Below are 18,660 nucleotides of genomic sequence, written 5' to 3'. Positions count from 1 at the left end.
TTGAAAACTGTATTTTTGCCGAAATCGCTAACATATACATAACTATTTTAGATTGAACTTACCTCAAATATCAATTGTCGCACCACTATATAATGAATCAGAAACATTTCCGATGCTGGTGCAACGGCTCAATGCCTTAATGGATACGAGTCCGCTGGCTATTGAAGTAGTGCTTATCGACGATGGTAGCGGTGACGACACGGCCTCCAGGATTCGACAACTAGCCCTCACCGATTCCCGGTATCATGGGGTACTACTGTCCCGTAACCATGGCCACCAACTCGCCTTAACGGCCGGTATTGCCGCGGCCCGTGGCACAGAGGCCATCTTTGTGATCGATGGGGACCTACAAGATCCACCAGAACTATTGCCGGACTTTTATCGACTCCTCCAAGAGGGTAACGACGTGGTATATGCCGTTCGGAAAAAAAGGAAAGAAGGGGTGGTGAAACGGATGGGATATTATTGGTTTTACAGGATTTTACGCTCTATCTCCTATGTAGATATCCCTTTGGATAGTGGGGACTTCGCTCTGGTAAGTCGCCGGGTGGTGGACGTGCTCAACAAAATGCCTGAAGAGAGCCGATACCTCAGGGGCATGCGCTCATGGATAGGCTTCAAACAAGTGGGCCTAGAGTACGAAAGAGATGCCCGGGCAGCGGGGGAATCCAAATATAGCTTTAAGCAGCTGTTTCAGTTGGCATATAACGGGATCTTCAATTTTAGTGAATTTCCCATTAAGTTTATGAGTAAGACGGGCGCCGTAGCCATCACGATTTCTTTGATCTATTTTCTAATCGTCGTGGCCAAAAAGCTCTTTTTTACGCAGGTCATTGAAGGGTTTACTGCCTTGCTCTTTGTGATAATCCTTTTCAGTGGGGTTCAGCTACTGGCCCTAGGTATCATTGGCGAATATGTGCTAAGGATTTTCTTTCAGTCCAAGAATCGTCCCCTGTTTATTGTAAAAGAAGAAATTGTAAATCGAGAGTATATCTGATCCAATGTTATTTAATTCCATTCAATTTCTTGTCTTTTTTATAGTCGTTACGCTGGCTTATTTTAGCTTGTCATGGAGAGGACGCTGGTTCCTACTATTGGCAGCCAGTTGTTACTTCTACATGGTTTTTAAGCCAGTGTTCATACTGATTCTGTTTGGAACCATTATCATCGATTATTTTGCGGGTATTTGGATCGGTCAGGCTAAGGAACAGAAACACAAAAAACTCTTGCTGATTCTCAGTCTGATTTCCAATATCGGTATTCTGGCTTTTTTTAAATATTACGATTTCCTAGGCGACTCCTTCAATGCCCTGTTCCATATGGCAGGATTGCGCTCCTACGTGCCTCCGTTGACGGGCCTGGTGCCTCATGAGCTAGCTCAATGGATGGTCGATGGAGCTGGCCGGGTGATTCTACCTATCGGGTTGTCTTTTCACACTTTTCAGGCCATGAGCTACACCATTGAGGTATATCGTGGCAATCAAAAACCTGAACGGCATTTTGGCGTATATGCTTTATATGTGATGTTCTATCCCCAGCTGGTGGCCGGACCTATCGAAAGGCCACAAAATATGCTGTTTCAATTTCATAGCTATTTTAAGTACGATTTCGAAAGGTTAAAATCGGGATTGATGCAAATGGCCTTCGGGTTCTTTAAGAAACTGGTAATTGCCGATCGACTGGCCGAAGTAGTAAACCATGTGTATGACAACCCGGCCGATCAAAATGGGTTGTCGCTGCTGATAGCCACCATGTTCTTCGCTTTTCAAATCTATTGCGACTTTTCGGGTTATTCCGATATCGCCATTGGAGCGGCCCGGGTGATGGGCTTTACCTTAATGGACAACTTCCGCTCTCCATACGAGTCGGCTTCTATATCCGAATTCTGGGGGCGCTGGCATATTTCCCTATCTACTTGGTTCAGGGATTATCTTTATATCCCACTCGGAGGCAATAGGAAAGGGGAACTCAACAAGTACCGAAATCAATTTATTGTGTTCCTCGTCAGTGGCCTATGGCATGGAGCTAGCTGGAACTACGTGATCTGGGGAGCCTTGCATGGTAGCTATCAGGTAGGTGCTTCCTTAAGAGACCGGTGGATGAAAAAGATGGGCTGGAGCCTGCCTAAAAATCGATTGACCCATCTACTAGGGGTATTCGTTACATTTGGATTGGTTACGATTGCCTGGGTGTTCTTCCGGAATCATATGGCTCCAGTGAGTAGGTCCTTTACCATCCTACATAAAATAGCTACCCTATCCTGGTCCGATACCATCCATACGCCGTACAATTCGGTTGAAATGTTCTTTTGTGTATTTTTGGTCGCCTTTTTGATGGTGAAAGAGCATTATTTTGAGAAAATCCCCACCAAAAATACTGGACAGTTTTTCCTGTTGTTTTCAGTAATTGCCTTTCTTACCTACTTTTTGGGTGTGGTTACCGATAATCAGTTTATCTATTTCCAATTCTAGTCGGGTTTTTTTGAAAACATTTTTTAAAAACCTTTGTTATAATGGTTCCTTCGGAATCCGTATGAACTTGTAGTTTTAAAATATAAATTATATTATGTTCGAAGTTACGTCAGACAATCGCTTACGTAGTCTCATTGTGGTAGGGGACCGGGTGCTGATACGTCCCAAAAATCCCGATGAAAAAACCAGGAGTGGGCTTTATTTGCCCGCCACCATCACCGAAAAAGAACAGGTCCAGAGTGGCTATGTGATTAAGGTAGGGCCGGGCTTTCCCATCCCTGCTGCTTCTGAAGATGAGCCATGGAAAGAGACTGAGGAAAAGGTGAAATATATGCCTCTTCAGGCTAAGGAGGGTGACTTGGCCATCTTCCTCCAACGAAACGCCGTGGAGCTGGAGTACGACGATCAAAAATACGTCATCGTGCCGCAGTCGTCGATCTTACTGTTGGAAAGGTCGGAAGACCTCTTCGAATAAATTCCTTTTATGCTTTTTTCTAAACCTTAAATTAACAAAATGATGGAATACAAATTTTTGGGAAATACAGGTGTGTTGGTTTCTGAGCTTTGCTTTGGTACCATGACTTTCGGTGGCGAGGGCTATTGGGAGGCTATAGGAAAGCTTCAGCAAGAAGAAGGTACGGCCCTCGTAAAAACGGCCTGGGAACACGGAATTAATTTTTACGATACGGCCAATATTTATTCCTACGGTCAGTCGGAAGTTATTCTGGGAAAGGCCTTAAAGGACTTGGGGATTAAGCGCAATGAGGTAGTAATAGCCACCAAAGCGCGGGGCCGAATGTCCGCTGGGCCCAACCGCATCGGCCTCTCTAGGTTACACCTGATGGACTCCGTTAACGAAAGTCTTCAGCGCTTGGATACCGACCATATCGACCTGTTCTATATTCATGGCGTCGATGCCTATACCTCCCTCGAAGAGACCATGCGGGGCCTCGAGGATATCGTCAGGTCTGGAAAGGTGCGGTACTTAGGGATTAGTAACCATGCCGCCTGGCAGATTATGAAGGCCAATGGCATTGCCGATAAAAACGGATGGACCAAATTCGTGGCTTGCCAACATTATTATTCTATTGGTGGGCGCGACTTGGAACGCGAACTCATTCCGATGATGGAGGACCAGAACTTGGCCCTGATGCCTTGGAGCCCGTTGGCAGGAGGCTTCCTGTCGGGCAAATATACCCGTGGCAATGAAACAAATGGAGACAACCGCCGTGACAAATTCGACTTTCCACCCATCAACAAAGAACGGGCCTATGATATTGTGGAGGTGATGGAGCCCATTGCCCAAGCTCATGGTGTGTCGGTAGCTCGAGTTGCCCTGGCCTGGGTGTTGCATCAAAAGCCGGTTACGAGCCTGATTGTCGGTGCTAAAAACCCCGATCAACTCATCGATAATATTGCAGCTACCAAGCTCAAGTTAACTGCTGACGATTTGCAGAAACTAGACGCCGTGAGTGCTTTGGAAACGGAATATCCCACCTGGATGTTTGCCCGGCAGGGACGCGACCGTTTGCCTCAGTAAGGAGCCCTAAGGATCATACGAAGCGGGGGAGGTGAATTTTTAAAACCTCCTCCGTTTTTTTTCATCGGCATAGCGTGTTACTGTTCGAAGGATGTACCTTTGTGCCATGTCCGAACAAACTTACCTAGCCAATACCTTAAAGGCCCTCGATATAGCGGCCTTGAATACCATGCAAGAAGAGGCCCTAAGGGTCATCTCCGATCACGATGAGGTGAAGCTTCTGTCACCTACTGGGTCTGGTAAAACCCTTGCCTTTTTACTTCCCCTCTTGCCTTTGCTCAATGCGTCGGTGGATCAAGTACAAGCATTGGTGATAGTACCTACCCGTGAGCTTGCCCTGCAGATAGAGCAGGTATGGCGCAATATGCAAACGGGCTATAAGGTAACCTGCTGCTATGGTGGCCATGATATGCAGACCGAAATACGAAGCCTTACGGAGCCGCCCGCTTTGCTGATCGGAACCCCTGGGCGGCTGTTGGATCATATGCATCGACAGACCTTTTCTTACCGAAGCATACTCACCTTGGTGTTGGATGAATTCGATAAGTCGCTTGAAATGGGTTTTCAAGAAGAAATGACGGAGATTGTTCGTAATCTTAGAAATCTGCGCAAAAAGATATTGGTATCGGCTACAGCTGGAGCCAAGGTTCCTGGCTTCGTGGGTTTTAAAAGTGCCGTTGAGTTGGACTTTGTGTCCGACAATACCCATGCCGACGGGTTGACACTCTTGCAGGTGCTGGCCCCCGAAGGTGGTAAAATGGATGCCCTTGTTCGCTTATTAGGCGTATTGGGGCAGGAAGCCTGTCTTATATTTTGTAATCAGCGCGATACCGTCGAAGGGATTAGCCAAATGTTGGCCAGTAAGGGTATTGTTAGTGGTTTTTTTCACGGAAAGCTTGAGCAAGAGGATAGAGAGCGCACCCTCATTCGTTTTCGAAATGGTTCGGTACTGTATTTGGTGGCTACCGATTTGGCGGCAAGGGGGCTGGATATTCCCGATGTGAAGCATGTGATTCATTTTGAACTACCAATGCGTGCCGATGAGTTTACCCACCGCAATGGGCGTACGGCCCGCATGCTTACCGAAGGAACTGCCTATATATTAATGGCTGAGAATGAGTCCTTACCCATCTATCTGCCTCGTCAACCCAAAATATTAAGACTGCCCCGGCAGGCGGTTCAGCCCGATTCATCCAAATGGACCACCGTTTATATTAGTGGTGGAAAGAAAAATAAACTCAATAAGATGGATATTGTGGGTTTCCTGATTCAGAAGGGGCAATTGGATAAGCAGGACCTGGGCCTTATAGAAGTAAAGGATACCGTTTCGTTCGTGGCCATTAGGTCGCATAAAGTGGATGCGATGCTCGTAGCGGTTAGGGTGCAGAAAATGAAAGGGAAGAAATTTAAGATCGAGGTGGCACGCTAGCACTATCAATAAAGCGTAAGGGCACAAAAAAAGCATCCCCATTATCCTGGGATGCTTTCAAAAATGCCGTCAGTTGAAATTAGATCACGCGAACGTTCACTGCATTCAAACCTTTTCTTCCATTTTCTACGTCGTAAGATACTTTGTCGTTCTCACGAATCTCGTCCTGAAGACCTGAAACGTGTACAAAAATATCCTTTTCCCCATTTTCTGGTTGGATGAATCCAAATCCTTTGGAATCATTGAAAAATTTAACTGTGCCTTCTGCCATTAGTATTGTTCTTATAAGTATTGAAAATCAAATTTATGCAGATTTTACGGAATTACAAGTTTCTTTTTTAAAATGACTGTAATATTTGCTATTTTGTATTCATTTCAAAAACAGTACTTTATCAAGTAAAGGGGCTGCCGTTCTGTGTAAAATTATATATCGTTTTCTAAGTGAAAGGTGTTCGGTTTTGTAACTGTTTACTTTGATATTGGATACAGAAAAGTGAAGTAAGCAGCCTTTCTTGAATTTAAAATATGGATTACATACCACCTTATTGGCTTCCTAACGGACATTTTCAGAGTATTTTCCCCTCTTTGTTTCGTAAAGTTGAAGGCGTCAATTATCGCCGTGAGCGCATTAATACCCCAGATTCCGACTTCCTAGACTTGGATTGGTCCCTGGCCCAACTCCCAGAGGAAGGATCTCAGCCTCCCTTAATAATCCTATCGCATGGGCTCGAAGGAAGTAGTTCTAGCCAATATATGTTGGGGATGATCAAATTTTTGAATCAACAGGGTTGGGATGCCCTCGCCTGGAACTTTCGCAGCTGTAGTGGAGAGATGAACCATACCTATCGCTTCTATCACAGTGGTGCCACCGACGACCTCGATCTGGTGGTGAACCACGCCCTCGCCCAAGGCTATAAGCGCATAGGGCTGATGGGCTTTAGCCTAGGAGGGAACCTTACCCTGAAGTATTTGGGAGAAAAGGGACGGAACCTGGACCCGCATATCGAGAAAGCACTGGTATATAGTGCCCCACTCGACCTTAAGGCTTGTAGCTTGGCTATGATAGCCCCTCGCAATAAAATATATATGTACCGTTTCCTGAAGACACTAAAACCGAAGGTTTATGAGAAAGCACGCTTGTTTCCTAGAGAGATAGACCTGAATGCCTACGAACGTGTAAAGACGCTCTACGACTTCGACCACCTTTTTACGGCTCCGATTCATGGTTTCAATGGGGCTGACCATTATTATACCAGCTGTAGTTCCATGCATTTCGTGAGCGAAATAGCCATACCTACTTTGGTAGTTAATGCTCATAACGACCCCATCGTTCCTATTGGTAGCATACCAGTGCCTACTTTGACGGCCAATCCGCATATATCCTTCCAAAGCCCGGCTCAGGGAGGGCATTGTGGCTTTCGCCCGGCTCGCATCGTCGACGATGTCTATTGGTCCGAACTCCACGCTTATAAGTTTTTTGAATCATAACCCTAACTTATGTCCCATGGGTAGGAATACTGCTGTTTCTTGGTGAATAAGCTAGGGGCCGTCTTTTATTGAGCGGAATTGATCACTTTCTGCTCCCGTTTTTTAGTTCATTAAAATTTAATAAGAATAATTCTAAATAGTTTTGGAGGGCTATGCTTTTCTTGTACTTTTGCTGGCGTGTTCAATATATAATCAGTCTAAATAAATACAATGAAGCATTTTGTAGCTTTTATACTATTCTTCTCCATGGGGTGTTATGCCCAGGCGCAGAAGGTGAAAGGAGTGATTACTGATAACGCCCAAAACGCTTTGGTGGGTGTATCGGTGATGATTAAGAACCATGAAATCGGTACCCAGTCCGATGAGAAGGGGTATTTTGAGTTGTCGGGTGTACCGGAAGGAGAGCACGTGTTGCTGGTTAGCTCGGTAGGATTTAAAACCAAGGAACTTCCTTTTCAGGCTATAAAAGGGAGTGTGGACCTCAAGGGAATTATACTTTTTGAAGGGGATGAGATCCTGAGGGAGGTTGTAGTTTCCGGTGAAAGGGATAATAAGTTTTCAAGAAATGAAACGGCCTATGTTTCCAAACTCCCCATTCGGGATTTTGAAAATACGCAGGTATATAGCACCATTACCAATTACCTATTGCAATCGCAAATAGTGACCAATTTTGACGATGCCCTAAAAAACGCTGCGGGAGTGGATAACCTGTGGACGAGTACGGGTAGAGGGGGTGATGGAGCGGGATATTTTACGCTTCGAGGGTTTTCAGTTCAGCCTAAGCTCGTCAATGGCCTTCCGGGACTTACCAATGGGACCATCAACCCTGCAAACATAGAGCGAATAGAAGTATTGAAGGGGCCTTCTGCCACCCTGTTTGGGAATGCAGTAAGTGCTTATGGAGGACTTATTAATGTAGTGACCAAAAAACCGTACATCGGAACCGGTGGAGCTTTGTCTTTTACGACGGGGTCTTATGGCCTCAATCAACTTACGGCGGATTTTAACACCCCTCTGAGCAAGGAGAAGCAAATATACTTTAGGCTCAATACCTCATATGCCACGCAACAGAGCTTTCAGGATGCCGGATTTCGAAAGTCGTTCTTTATCGCTCCATCCTTATCTTATCAGGTCAATAATAGGCTGTCGTTTTCCTTTTATGGCGAAATCACCCAGGCCGAACAGACCAACCCGATGTTCTTGTTCTTAAACCGGGCGGCTCCAACCAAGGCGAAAAATCTGGAAGAATTGGGCTATAATAATAAATTGTCCTTTACTAGCAACGATCTGTCGCTCAAGAATCCTACCCAAAATTATCGGGTAGAGATGGACTATAAACTATCGGATCGCTGGCAATCTCAAACCTTGGTGTCCAAGAGCAACACGTCCACCAAAGGTTATTATTCTTACTTGTACGACTTAGGTGTATTCGATACGGTAACCTTCACCCGCTTTGTCAATAAGCAAAATGCCAGCACCCAAACCGGTGACATTCAGCAGAATTTTATAGGTGATTTGAAACTAGGTGCCTTGCGGAATAGAGTCGTGATCGGTTTAGATTATTTTACAGCCACTGCTATTAGCAATAATAGTGGTTATGCTTTTTATGGCAATGTTACCCCCCAGGGAGGGGCTAATGGCGACTACCCTTATACCGCCGCCGTCGAAGATACCGCATACCCCTTGTCGACTTCAGGGGTAGATGCTGCCTTGTCTACTCAGCCAGTGGGCAACTCTAAAACCCAATATGAAACATTTAGCGTCTATGCCTCCGATGTAATCAACTTTACCCGTCGACTTTCCGGAATGGTGGGCCTTCGCCTCGACCGATTTAATAATCGGGGCGATTTGGATACCTCTGATGATGATTATAACCAAACCACCTTGTCGCCTAAATTTGGCCTGCTCTACCAACCTGTATTGGGTCAAGTATCGGTGTTTGCCAATTATCAAAATGGTTTTACCAATGTGGCTCCTGCATTGGTGGGGAATCCTGACGAGGGTCCTCAAACTTTTAAATCATTCAAGCCCGAACAGGCCAACCAGCTTGAATTTGGTATAAAGACCAATCTCATGAAGAATAAGTTAAATCTTACGCTAAGTTATTACGATATTAAGGTGAAGAACCAGGTGATCACCGACCCTACTTCTATTTTTAATAAGATTCAAGGCGGGGAGGTTTACAGTAGGGGCTTCGAGGTAGAGCTAAATGCCAATCCTGTAAAGGGGCTTAATATACGAGCGGGCTATAGCAATAATGATAGTGAAACTACCAAGTCGGATAACGAAGAGATTCTGAATAGAAGGTCCTTAGATGCAGGTGCCAAGACCTTGTACAACTTCTGGGCCAATTACGAACTTCCAGTAGGAAAATTAGAAGGATTTGGATTTGGCCTTGGCTTTAATGGTTCTAGTGAGCGCTTTGCCATTAATTATGCCTCTACCAATGAATTTATCCTCCCTGCCTATACCATTGCCAATGCCTCCTTGTTTTACAGAGCCTCCAATTACCATATAGGACTTAAACTTAATAATGCCTTTAATAAGGAATATTACAAGGGTTGGACGACCATTACCCCTCAGACTCCTAGGGCAATTTTGGCTAATATTACTTATAATTTTTAGAAGATAACCTCCAAAAGAGCAGACTCCGGTTTGCTCTTTTTACGTGTTTGAAAAGATGAACGTTAGAAAATTATTATTCGAGATTCATAAAATCCTGGGTTTAGTAACAGGCGCAGTGGTATTTGTGGTGGCTATTACCGGTTGTTTTTGGGCTTTTAAAGAGGAGATAGAAGGGCTATCTGACGATTATCAAAAGGTTGTGCCTCAGCAACAAGCCATGATAACCCCCTCCCAGGCCAAGGAGATAGCCCAAGGTGTTTTTCCCCAGAATAGTATCCATGGTACCATTTATAAGAAGGCGGGAGATGCCTTGGAGGTGGTATTTTATGATAAAACTCCCGAATTCTATCAAAGTGTGTTTCTGAACCCCTACTCGGGGGAGATCATACGCGTTGAAAATCGCTTGGAAGGATTCTTTGCCTTTATTTTGAAAGGACATTTACGGCTTTGGCTGCCTAGAGAAATAGGTGAGCAGGTGGTTGCTGCCTCTGTATTGCTCTTTTTGCTCATTATCGTTTCGGGTGTATGGTTGTGGATACCCAAAAAATCTAATGGATTAAAACAACGTCTGAAATTCGATTGGAAGGCTACCACCCGATGGAAAAGGAAGAACTTCGATCTGCATACGGTGGTTGGTATATACGTATGGATTTTTGCCTTTACTTTAGCATTCACTGGCTCATTAATTAGTTATAACTGGCTCAAATACGTCGTTTATAAATCAACTGGCGGGGAGAAAGAGGCCAAGTTTATTATTCCAGAAAATGTAGGAAAGCCTACCGATTCCACCACGGTTGCATACGATAGGTTGATCGATCAGCTTCAGCGGGAATCGCCGGAGGCCAAGGCTTACGAAATTCATTATCCCGCTAGTAAGGATGAAAGTGTCTATGTAGAAGTGTCGAATAGTGAAGGGCTTTTCTATGATACCGATTTTAGATTTTTCGACCAACATACGCTGAAAGAGCTGGAAACCACTGGAATATATGGTAAATATGAACAAGCCAAATTCCCGGATAAAATATTAAGGATGAACTACGATATCCATATAGGGGCCATTGGAGGACTCCCCGGCAAAATCATCGCTTTTTTGTCGAGCCTGGTAATTGCTAGCTTGCCTGTAACGGGGGCTTTACTTTGGTTTGGAAGGAAATTTAAAAGGAAAGGGAGCAAGACTTACCCAACTATCGTGGAAGCTTAATGCCGAAAGGCGACGTAAGTACGCCGTACTACGCTCCTTACCACTAGTATCATTCTATCACGCTAAAGCCTATTATTCAATTTAAAACATTGAATAATAGGCTTTTTGCATGATAAATGATTCCCTTTCTCTGCTCCATCGACTGTGAGCTCCAAAAGTCGGAGGGGGTACCTAAGTTGTCTTATTTGTAACTTTAGGGTACAAGTAAATTGCCTGTCCCCTTTTTCTAGTACGATTAGTATTTATCAAAGATTGTTGGTCAAAACTCTGATATTAAGTCACCTAGGTTTAATTGTTGTATCTTCCTATATATCTGAAATATTAACATCAATTATACTTCATATAGAACTTAGTTTAACATTGGAAAAATACAATAAATTGGCCCCAAAAGTATATGAATACTAAAATAGTATTGGTTCTTGCTAATTTTGTTATAAGTCTATCTCCGTATACAAAATACATTTGTATATAATTCTATTAATAGACTGTAAATTCATATACCCTAGGCGCAAGTGGGTGTAAAATTAAGAGAAGTGTTTTTTTTATTGTTAAATGTTGACATGGTGCATATTAGTACTTCCTGAGCGTATTTATAAGCATTTGAAGGATTAGGGTTTTATATAGGCTGATAACAAGTAGGTTAATAGGTTGTTAGGCTATAGACAGGCTCCGTCATGTCTTCTGATTCAAAAGAACGATTCATTAAATAATACTATTTGGCCATATCGGTTACATACGGGTTTGGTTTGAACTTTATTACCATCAGAAATCTGATCATTCTATGAAGAAAAGGATAGACTGTATTCCTATGAGAGTAGGAGTTTTTGTATTTTTACTTGTGCTAGCTAGTTTGCCCACTCTGGCGCAAACGGTGAGTGGTACGGTCACCGGCCCCGAGGGCGAGCGCATACCCGGGGTGACGGTCCTCCTCAAGGGTACTCAAAATGGCACCACCACCGATGGGGAGGGGTATTACCAGATAAAGGCTCCTGCCAAAGGGACCTTAGTTTTTTCTTTTGTAGGATTCGTTACGCAGGCAGCCAGCATTGGCGGCAAGGCTAAGCTAGACGTACAGCTTATGGAGGATGCAGTGCAACTGCAAGAAGTAGTAGCAGTGGGGTATGGCACCCAGAAAAAGAAAGAAGTAACCGGGGCCGTGGCACAGGTAGATAACGAGGTGTTGAGCAAGTCGTCGACGTCGGATTTGGGGACGGCCTTGCAGGGGCAAATCGCCGGGGTGTCGGTACAGTCGAGTTCAGGAGAGCCAGGGGCCAGTTCTAATATCCAAATCCGTGGTATCACCTCGGTGACTGGCTCCAACCAACCCTTATATGTAGTAGATGGAATTCCGTATTGGGGCGATCCTAAGTTAAGTATAAGTGAGATCGCCACCATCGATGTACTGAAGGATGCCGCCTCGGCATCTATCTATGGAACCAGGGGATCGGGAGGGGTAATCCTGATAACGACCAAGCAGGGGAAAGCTGGAACCATGAAGGTGGACCTAGACGGCTATTACGGCATTCAAAACATTACATCAGGGGTTCCTAGGACCAATTTCGAAGATTATATGTATAGCTATTTTCTTTGGCAAAAGAATCAGAATGGTACGAATCTGGGGAACACCTGGTCTCCCTTAGAGAACACCACCGATGGCTTTCTGCACAATACTGATTTGACGAATGTCATAGAAAAAAATAATGCGGCCATACAGAACTATAGCCTGAATGTTCGGGGAGGGACGAAGGATTTGACCTATAGTGTCAATGCCAATTATTTTGGGCAGGATGGGATGATCATTAACTCGGGATACGAAAGGTTCAATGTTAGGGCCAATACCTCTTTTACCAAAAACAAATGGACCATTCGTACGAGCTTGGGACTACGGACCGAAAATCAGCAATATTCGCCATATGGAATGCTGTCGAGGATCTATCAATACGCTCCCTACCAGCAGCCAGTGGATCCTAACCTGCAGAGCATTACCAACGCAGGCGCCAATGGAAGTGGCCAAGCACAGAATATGGGATATTTGGCCGCTACTTTCCAACAAAAAGATCGTAGAAAAGGAGGCCAGTTCAATGGGAATATCCAGGCAGAATATGCGATTACGAAGGATTTGAAATTTATGACGCGGTTTGGAGGAAGCAGTACCGCCGACACGCGCGTGCGGATCAACCCGCTCATCAAGACCTACGATAACGATGGGGTACTGCTGCCGCAACAAGTACGCTCGGGGGTGTACAATTTCAGTGATCGACTCTCCAATTTCGCCTTTGAGAATACCCTTAGTTATACCAAAACTTTTGGAGGCCATCATCTCGATGTTTTTGGAGGTATTACGGCGGAAGAATATACCTATAGTTCATTTTTTGCTCAAAAGTACGATTTGTTAAGCAATGACATTACGGTCTTGAACGGGGCTACTCTGGATCCTAATGCGGGGTCGGGTACGGGCTATAACCAAAACAAGACCAACACCTTACTCGGAATGCTCGGAAGGGTTCAGTATAATTATAAGGGGAAATACATGCTGAGTGTGAGTGCCCGTAGAGATGCCTCCTCCAGGTTTTCTAAGAAGTATCGCTGGGGATTATTCCCTTCTTTTTCGGCGGGTTGGAATGTTTCGGACGAAGAATTCTTTAAGCCATTGCTCGATAAGATCAGTAGCCTAAGGGTCAGGGCGAGCCAGGGAACGACCGGTAACCAGAATTTCCTAGATTATAGCAATGCCGCTACGATCACCCTCAACAAAGATTATGCCTTCGGGCCTGACGGCTCGGAGTTGCTGGGCCTTGGCGACACCCAAACGAGCTATGCCAATAAGAATGTGAAATGGGAGACTTCTGTTCAGAGTAATATAGGAGTGGATATGTCATTTTTTAAAAATAAATTCACGTTTACCGCCGACTTCTATAATACGCAGAAAAGGGATATGCTGTTTCCATTGGCGGTTCCTCCCACTACCGGAGCGGGTAAAAACGCCACAGTGGTACTCAATGTCGGGGACATGACCAATAAAGGAGTAGAGTTGTCGGCTGGTTATAGAAAAGTGGGGAAATTCTCCTGGTCCACCAATGCCACCTTTACCCGCAACATTAATACCATCACGAAAATGTCCGGAACCAATACGGTCAACTACCTTTCGGGAGGGTACGTCGACAATGTGGATCAGGTGACCGTCATTCAGGTGGGGCTACCAGCAGGGGCGTTTATGGTGATGCCAACCAATGGGATCGTCAAATCGCAGGAGCAACTGGCGGCCTATCAGAAACTGGTGCCTACGGCCAAAATGGGAGACCTTATTTATGTGGATAAGAAAACGGTGGATACCGATGGAGATGGTGTGCCCGACCAAGGCGATGGCCTGCTCAATAACGACGACCGGGTATATGCGGGTAGTGGAATTCCTAAGTTTACGATAGGGCTGAACCTCAATGCTAGCTACAAGAATTTCGATATCAGCATGCAATGGTACGGGTCGTATGGTGCCAAGCTAATCAATGCCACCAGAACGGCTGCCTATCAGTATGGAACCGCTCAGGATCTGGTATATCAATATTCCTCCGATAATCAGAACTCTAATATTCCTGCCTACCGAGGTGGCTCACATCTGAACGCACGGGGCTGGTCTGACTACTGGATTGAGGATGGTTCCTTTATTCGGTTGCGTAACGTGAGTTTGGGTTACGAGTTCCCGGCCAGCGTTCTTAAAAAGGCTAAACTAAATAAATTGAGACTCTATGTAGCGGCACAAAACCCGATTACCCTCACTCGATATATGGGCTTTAATCCGGACGTAGGTGGTGACGGACTCGCCTCGAGGGGGATCGACAAAGGGACTTATCCCATGAGTGCACAATACCGAGTAGGTTTTCAATTGGGATTCTAATCGCTGACATTTTAAAAAATTACGATGAAAAAAATACGATTCAAATATCTACTGCTGGTACTGGCCCTGCTGAACCTGACCGGCTGCGACGATTTTCTCACTCAGGTGAACCCCAACGAGATGTCGACGGATAGTTTCTGGCAGAATCTAGATGATGCCGACGCCGGGTTGATTGCTGTTTATAATGCCTTCAAAAATCAAAATATCATGTCGATCGGAGATGAAAACAACCGCGCAGATATGACCTATCCGGGGTATGGGCGGCCCAACACCTCCAATATTTATTATCTTCAAAATTTTAATAATGGTTCCAGCACTCCTAATAATAAATGGATCGCCTTGTACACGGGGATTTTCAGGGCTAACCAGGTGATTAACGCCATTGACAAGCTAATGCCTACTTATAAGGATGAGGCGAGTATCAGCAGAGGTACCATCATCAAAGCACAAGCACATTTCTTTAGGGGGCTGTTCTATTCGTATCTGTACAATTCCTATAATGAAGGGAGCGTCCCGTTATTCGATTTTGTTCCCGAAGATGAAAGCCAATTTTACCAAGGACTCCAGCCCGCCGATAAGGTACTCGAGTTTTTTGTTAAAGACTTGGAATATGCCCGAGAAAATTTGCCCGTCAAATGGACCGCTACAAAGGACATTGGCCGCGTTACGAAGGGGGCTGCAACGGCCGTATTAGGCATGACCTATCTGTACGAAAAGGATTATAATCAGGCTATTACCTATTTTAAAGATGTAATTGAGAATCCCGAATATGGCTATTCGTTGATGCCTAGTATTGGGGATAACTTTACCACCAAATCGGAATTTAACAAAGAATCCATTTTGGAGATCAGCTATTCTTTGGCCTTTAAGTCTCAAATCAATCCATATGATGAGCAACAAGTGTCTAATTTATACAGCTATATGGTAAGTCCGGTAGGGGGGTATCGGTCGGTATACCCTAGCTCATGGCTTATTATGGCCTATAAAAATGAGGCAATGGATACGCTCGATACTCGAAATTTTGTTAAAAATGCGGATGGTACCCAGCGTTTACGGAGCTATTCATTACGCACTTCCTATTCCATTGCCTTGGTGGACGATAAGGACCTGAACTACTACCAGGTGCTTCCCGCACAAGCAGCAGCTTTTAATAATGGGGAAACGGCCTATTATAGGAAGTATTCAAACTGGGATATTGTAACCAACGAAAAAGATATTTTCCCCAATCAGCGGTCGGGGGTTAATGTACGGGTAATCCGCCTGGCCGACGTCTATTTGATGTACGCTGAGTGCCTGATACAAGGAGGAACCGACGAAGCTGGAGTCGCGGAGGCCCTGCGGTATATCAATAAAGTGAGGTATCGTTCGGCTCTGAGGCTAATTGGTCCCAGTGCTTCCAGCGAGCACCCTGGCTCTATGCACGATGAACAGGCTTACACCGCTGCGCAGGTGATGGACCATCTGATGTATGTGGAGCGGCCTTTGGAATTGTCGTTGGAAGGCCACGCCGAAAGGCATATCGATTTGCGGCGTTGGGGTATTACCAAACAGCGATTCGAAGAACTGTCCAAAAAGGTATACTATGGAGAGCATTACCCCTATGTCGATGTAAAAGGCAAGCCTGCCACCCGTTGGGCGAGTGTGTTGACGGAAGGGACCAAGACGGGCTATGTGGTCATATCGGACTATGGCCAGGCGGCACAGAATTATGTGGCCTCCCAGCACGCCTATTGGCCCCTGCCCAACGTAGAGGTAACTACCAATCCATCCATTTTGACTAATTAATGTAACGCGATACGTCGACTATGAAAAAATTAAAGAGCATCATACTTTTGGCCGTGATTGGGTTCCTGGCTGGTTGTTCCAAGGAGTATGTCGAACCCAATACTTTTTCCTCAGTAGCCTGGTATACCAGTATCTTTCGGCAGCCGACCTACGCGGTGGGGCTTAATAAGTTTATATCTTTTGCAGACTTGTCCCAAATGGCCCTCAGTCATAAATGGATCATCAGCGAAGGGAATTATTTTTTGAGTAGCAACGCATCTACCAAGGATACGATACTGGATCCCTTTATTTTGACCAATGCTGGTTTGGAATCAGAGGATAAAACCGTTCATGTTTATTTTAAAAAAAGCGGAATGCAGACCGTCCGACTGATCGATACCTTCCGCGATTCGGTGGCCTATGTAGGCTTGGACACGGTATATGCCGTCAGAGAGGGCGACCACTGGCTTATGGATCATACCTTTATGGTCGATGTGTATGATACCTTAGTGCCTCAGATAAGAATATTGCATGCCGGCATAGAGATTCCGCTTGCAGAAGATACTATTTATGTAAGTTCAGGCGATTCCCTCCAATTTGTAGATATGACTACGGTCGGTAGGCCCGATTCGCGAAGCTGGAGCGTGGCCGGTATGACCAGTGTCGATTCGGTGGCTACCTTCACCTTTAATACGCCAGGTACTTTTACGGCCAGCTTTATCAGCAGCCGTACCAATCCGCTGATTCCTGCTGGCCAAAAAAGCTTGAAAGTACCGAATCCTATCAAGGTGATGGCACCGGCTTCCCCCGTCAGGCTGCCGCTACAAAAGGAGTCGTCAGGTACCTTAGGCGTCATGACCACCAGGCCGGCCGAATCAAAGAAATAGTGAAGGGGAATACCCAATTTGCGTTTGTCTGAAGCAGTGGCTAATACTTCGCCGTGGAGGAAAGAATGGAGGGTCATCGCTAGCTTGCAACGAAACACCCTATTTACACCCTCTCCAACGGGGCTCGCTACGAGAGTTGCTGGTTGGGGAGGGTTGTTTTTTGGCCCAGTTAGGCCTGACTGGGCCAGGAATACGCAAAAATATAGGTCGACGATTAAAAAAAATGCTGCAAATTCTATTTCAAGGCCTGGACAGGCTTCTATTCGAAAGTCGTTTAGAATAGTCCATTTGAGTAGTACACCGCATTCAAGAGGCCATTCTTGCCGTATGATGTAACCAGTATCTATCACCTAGGCTTTATGAAGTGGTTATAGTAGATTCTTTACAAGAGTCGTCCAATGATTTACCTACATAATTTCTAATTTGTTTCTGTTCAATCGGATAGTCTTCTAAAGTATCCTTTACGGTTCTGTCTACGGCTCAAACTATCTGGACAAATATCGGTACAAAGCCTGGTTGTTTAGGTGTATTGGTAGTAAGTGTACTACATATTATTTCTTTCAAATTGCTTATATTGAGTATGTTGTACTCATTAATTAGTCGATTGTTGGGAGGGTTATAATATAACGAGCGACGGCATGGAAACCTTATTACAGCAATTAATGCATCTGACAAGGCTCGATAAAAGCAAGGTAGAGCCAATAATGTCGTATATGAAACCGATAAAAGTGCCTGCCAAAAAGACCCTATTGAAGCCAGATGCCATCAGCAATACGGTGTGGTTTGTGGGGAATGGGGTATTGAGGGCCTATCATACCATTCAAGAAGAGAAGCGCATGAGCGAGCTGAAGTCTGGAGAGTTTTTGGAACGGGAAATCACCAGTTGGATCGTGGCGGAGGGTGGTTTTTTGACGGACATACGGAGCTTCCTCCATCAAACCCCAGCGACCTCCTATATAGAGACCTTGGAGCCCTCGAAATTGTATAGACTTTGTTTTGAAGATTACTTATCGATTCACCGTGCCCATCCAGACATCGCCCGGGTGCTCTTCGAAAATACCATGATTATGGCCGATTTGAGGGTGAAAATGTGTTGTTTTCGGAATCCTATGAATCGGTTACGGATGTTCGAAAAAATGTACCCTGGTATGTCTGGGCGTATCTCGGTGGCCCTTCAAGCCTCCTATCTGAATGTCGACCCGGCCACCTTAAGTAGGCTGAGGGGGAAAGCCATGATGGAAGCCAGCGCTTCAGATATGCCTATCACCAGTTCTTAGCGATATTTAACGGTAAATTAAAACGGAAGCATTGCAAATTTTGTTAGGGCGGTAAGAATCAGATTTGTAATTTTGTGGCCTGATTG

Annotated in this window: 13 protein-coding genes; 12 read left to right on the top strand and 1 reads right to left on the bottom strand. The window is 45.1% G+C overall.

Annotated elements, in window-relative coordinates:
- Positions 1–52: 52 nt before the first annotated feature.
- The 5 genes from CLV98_RS15420 to CLV98_RS15400 all read left to right on the top strand — a co-directional run bounded on the left by CLV98_RS15420 (position 53) and on the right by CLV98_RS15400 (position 5,440).
- Positions 53–997, top strand: a complete 945-nt coding sequence (locus CLV98_RS15420; protein ID WP_109675492.1) for a glycosyltransferase family 2 protein — start codon at positions 53–55, stop codon at positions 995–997.
- A 4-nt stretch (positions 998–1,001) separates the two neighbouring features.
- The gene (locus tag CLV98_RS15415) at positions 1,002–2,471 is read left to right on the top strand and encodes an MBOAT family O-acyltransferase (RefSeq protein ID WP_109675490.1); all 1,470 of its coding nucleotides are present in this window, start codon (positions 1,002–1,004) and stop codon (positions 2,469–2,471) included.
- A 94-nt stretch (positions 2,472–2,565) separates the two neighbouring features.
- Positions 2,566–2,946 (top strand): co-chaperone GroES, encoded by a 381-nt coding sequence (locus CLV98_RS15410; protein ID WP_109675488.1) that lies wholly within the window; start codon positions 2,566–2,568, stop codon positions 2,944–2,946.
- Positions 2,947–2,988: 42 nt separating this feature from the next.
- A complete protein-coding gene (locus CLV98_RS15405; RefSeq protein WP_109675666.1) occupies positions 2,989–4,011 on the top strand; it encodes an aldo/keto reductase in 1,023 nt (340 codons plus the stop codon).
- A gap of 106 nt (positions 4,012–4,117) precedes the next feature.
- A complete protein-coding gene (locus CLV98_RS15400) occupies positions 4,118–5,440 on the top strand; it encodes a DEAD/DEAH box helicase (protein ID WP_109675486.1) in 1,323 nt (440 codons plus the stop codon).
- Positions 5,441–5,519: 79 nt separating this feature from the next.
- Here the strand turns inward: CLV98_RS15400 and CLV98_RS15395 are convergent, their stop codons facing one another.
- The gene (locus CLV98_RS15395; RefSeq protein ID WP_109675484.1) at positions 5,520–5,711 is read right to left on the bottom strand and encodes a cold-shock protein; all 192 of its coding nucleotides are present in this window, start codon (positions 5,709–5,711) and stop codon (positions 5,520–5,522) included.
- A 254-nt stretch (positions 5,712–5,965) separates the two neighbouring features.
- Here CLV98_RS15395 and CLV98_RS15390 point away from each other — a divergent pair, with 254 nt between their 5' ends.
- From CLV98_RS15390 to CLV98_RS15360, 7 genes are all read left to right on the top strand, one after another.
- Positions 5,966–6,928 carry a YheT family hydrolase gene (locus tag CLV98_RS15390; RefSeq protein ID WP_109675482.1) on the top strand — a complete coding sequence of 321 codons (963 nt, stop codon included), beginning with the start codon at positions 5,966–5,968 and terminating at the stop codon, positions 6,926–6,928.
- 210 nt (positions 6,929–7,138) lie between these two features.
- Positions 7,139–9,553 (top strand): TonB-dependent receptor, encoded by a 2,415-nt coding sequence (locus CLV98_RS15385; RefSeq protein WP_109675480.1) that lies wholly within the window; start codon positions 7,139–7,141, stop codon positions 9,551–9,553.
- A gap of 55 nt (positions 9,554–9,608) precedes the next feature.
- A complete protein-coding gene (locus CLV98_RS15380; RefSeq protein ID WP_109675478.1) occupies positions 9,609–10,754 on the top strand; it encodes a PepSY-associated TM helix domain-containing protein in 1,146 nt (381 codons plus the stop codon).
- A gap of 781 nt (positions 10,755–11,535) precedes the next feature.
- Positions 11,536–14,646 (top strand): SusC/RagA family TonB-linked outer membrane protein, encoded by a 3,111-nt coding sequence (locus CLV98_RS15375; protein ID WP_229203403.1) that lies wholly within the window; start codon positions 11,536–11,538, stop codon positions 14,644–14,646.
- A gap of 24 nt (positions 14,647–14,670) precedes the next feature.
- Positions 14,671–16,431, top strand: coding sequence for a RagB/SusD family nutrient uptake outer membrane protein (locus CLV98_RS15370; RefSeq protein ID WP_109675476.1), 1,761 nt, complete (start codon positions 14,671–14,673; stop codon positions 16,429–16,431).
- A gap of 20 nt (positions 16,432–16,451) precedes the next feature.
- Complete coding sequence (locus tag CLV98_RS15365) at positions 16,452–17,297, top strand: hypothetical protein (RefSeq protein ID WP_109675474.1); 846 nt, start codon at positions 16,452–16,454, stop codon at positions 17,295–17,297.
- Positions 17,298–17,935: 638 nt separating this feature from the next.
- Positions 17,936–18,574, top strand: coding sequence for a Crp/Fnr family transcriptional regulator (locus CLV98_RS15360; protein ID WP_146202290.1), 639 nt, complete (start codon positions 17,936–17,938; stop codon positions 18,572–18,574).
- Positions 18,575–18,660 lie beyond the last annotated feature (86 nt).

The sequence above is a fragment of the Dyadobacter jejuensis genome, assembly GCF_003149085.1.
GTDB classification, from domain to species: domain Bacteria; phylum Bacteroidota; class Bacteroidia; order Cytophagales; family Spirosomataceae; genus Dyadobacter; species Dyadobacter jejuensis.
This window is presented reverse-complemented; position numbering and strand designations above follow the sequence as displayed.

Excerpts from the sequence above, each read along its gene's own strand:
- CLV98_RS15415 (WP_109675490.1), top strand. The coding sequence starts at position 1,002 with ATGTTATTTAATTCCATTCAATTTCTTGTCTTTTTTATAGTCGTTACG.
- CLV98_RS15410 (WP_109675488.1), top strand. The coding sequence starts at position 2,566 with ATGTTCGAAGTTACGTCAGACAATCGCTTACGTAGTCTCATTGTGGTA.
- CLV98_RS15405 (WP_109675666.1), top strand. The coding sequence starts at position 2,989 with ATGGAATACAAATTTTTGGGAAATACAGGTGTGTTGGTTTCTGAGCTT.
- CLV98_RS15400 (WP_109675486.1), top strand. The coding sequence starts at position 4,118 with ATGTCCGAACAAACTTACCTAGCCAATACCTTAAAGGCCCTCGATATA.
- CLV98_RS15395 (WP_109675484.1), bottom strand. The coding sequence starts at position 5,711 with ATGGCAGAAGGCACAGTTAAATTTTTCAATGATTCCAAAGGATTTGGA.
- CLV98_RS15390 (WP_109675482.1), top strand. The coding sequence starts at position 5,966 with ATGGATTACATACCACCTTATTGGCTTCCTAACGGACATTTTCAGAGT.
- CLV98_RS15385 (WP_109675480.1), top strand. The coding sequence starts at position 7,139 with ATGAAGCATTTTGTAGCTTTTATACTATTCTTCTCCATGGGGTGTTAT.
- CLV98_RS15380 (WP_109675478.1), top strand. The coding sequence starts at position 9,609 with ATGAACGTTAGAAAATTATTATTCGAGATTCATAAAATCCTGGGTTTA.
- CLV98_RS15375 (WP_229203403.1), top strand. The coding sequence starts at position 11,536 with ATGAAGAAAAGGATAGACTGTATTCCTATGAGAGTAGGAGTTTTTGTA.
- CLV98_RS15370 (WP_109675476.1), top strand. The coding sequence starts at position 14,671 with ATGAAAAAAATACGATTCAAATATCTACTGCTGGTACTGGCCCTGCTG.
- CLV98_RS15365 (WP_109675474.1), top strand. The coding sequence starts at position 16,452 with ATGAAAAAATTAAAGAGCATCATACTTTTGGCCGTGATTGGGTTCCTG.
- CLV98_RS15360 (WP_146202290.1), top strand. The coding sequence starts at position 17,936 with ATGGAAACCTTATTACAGCAATTAATGCATCTGACAAGGCTCGATAAA.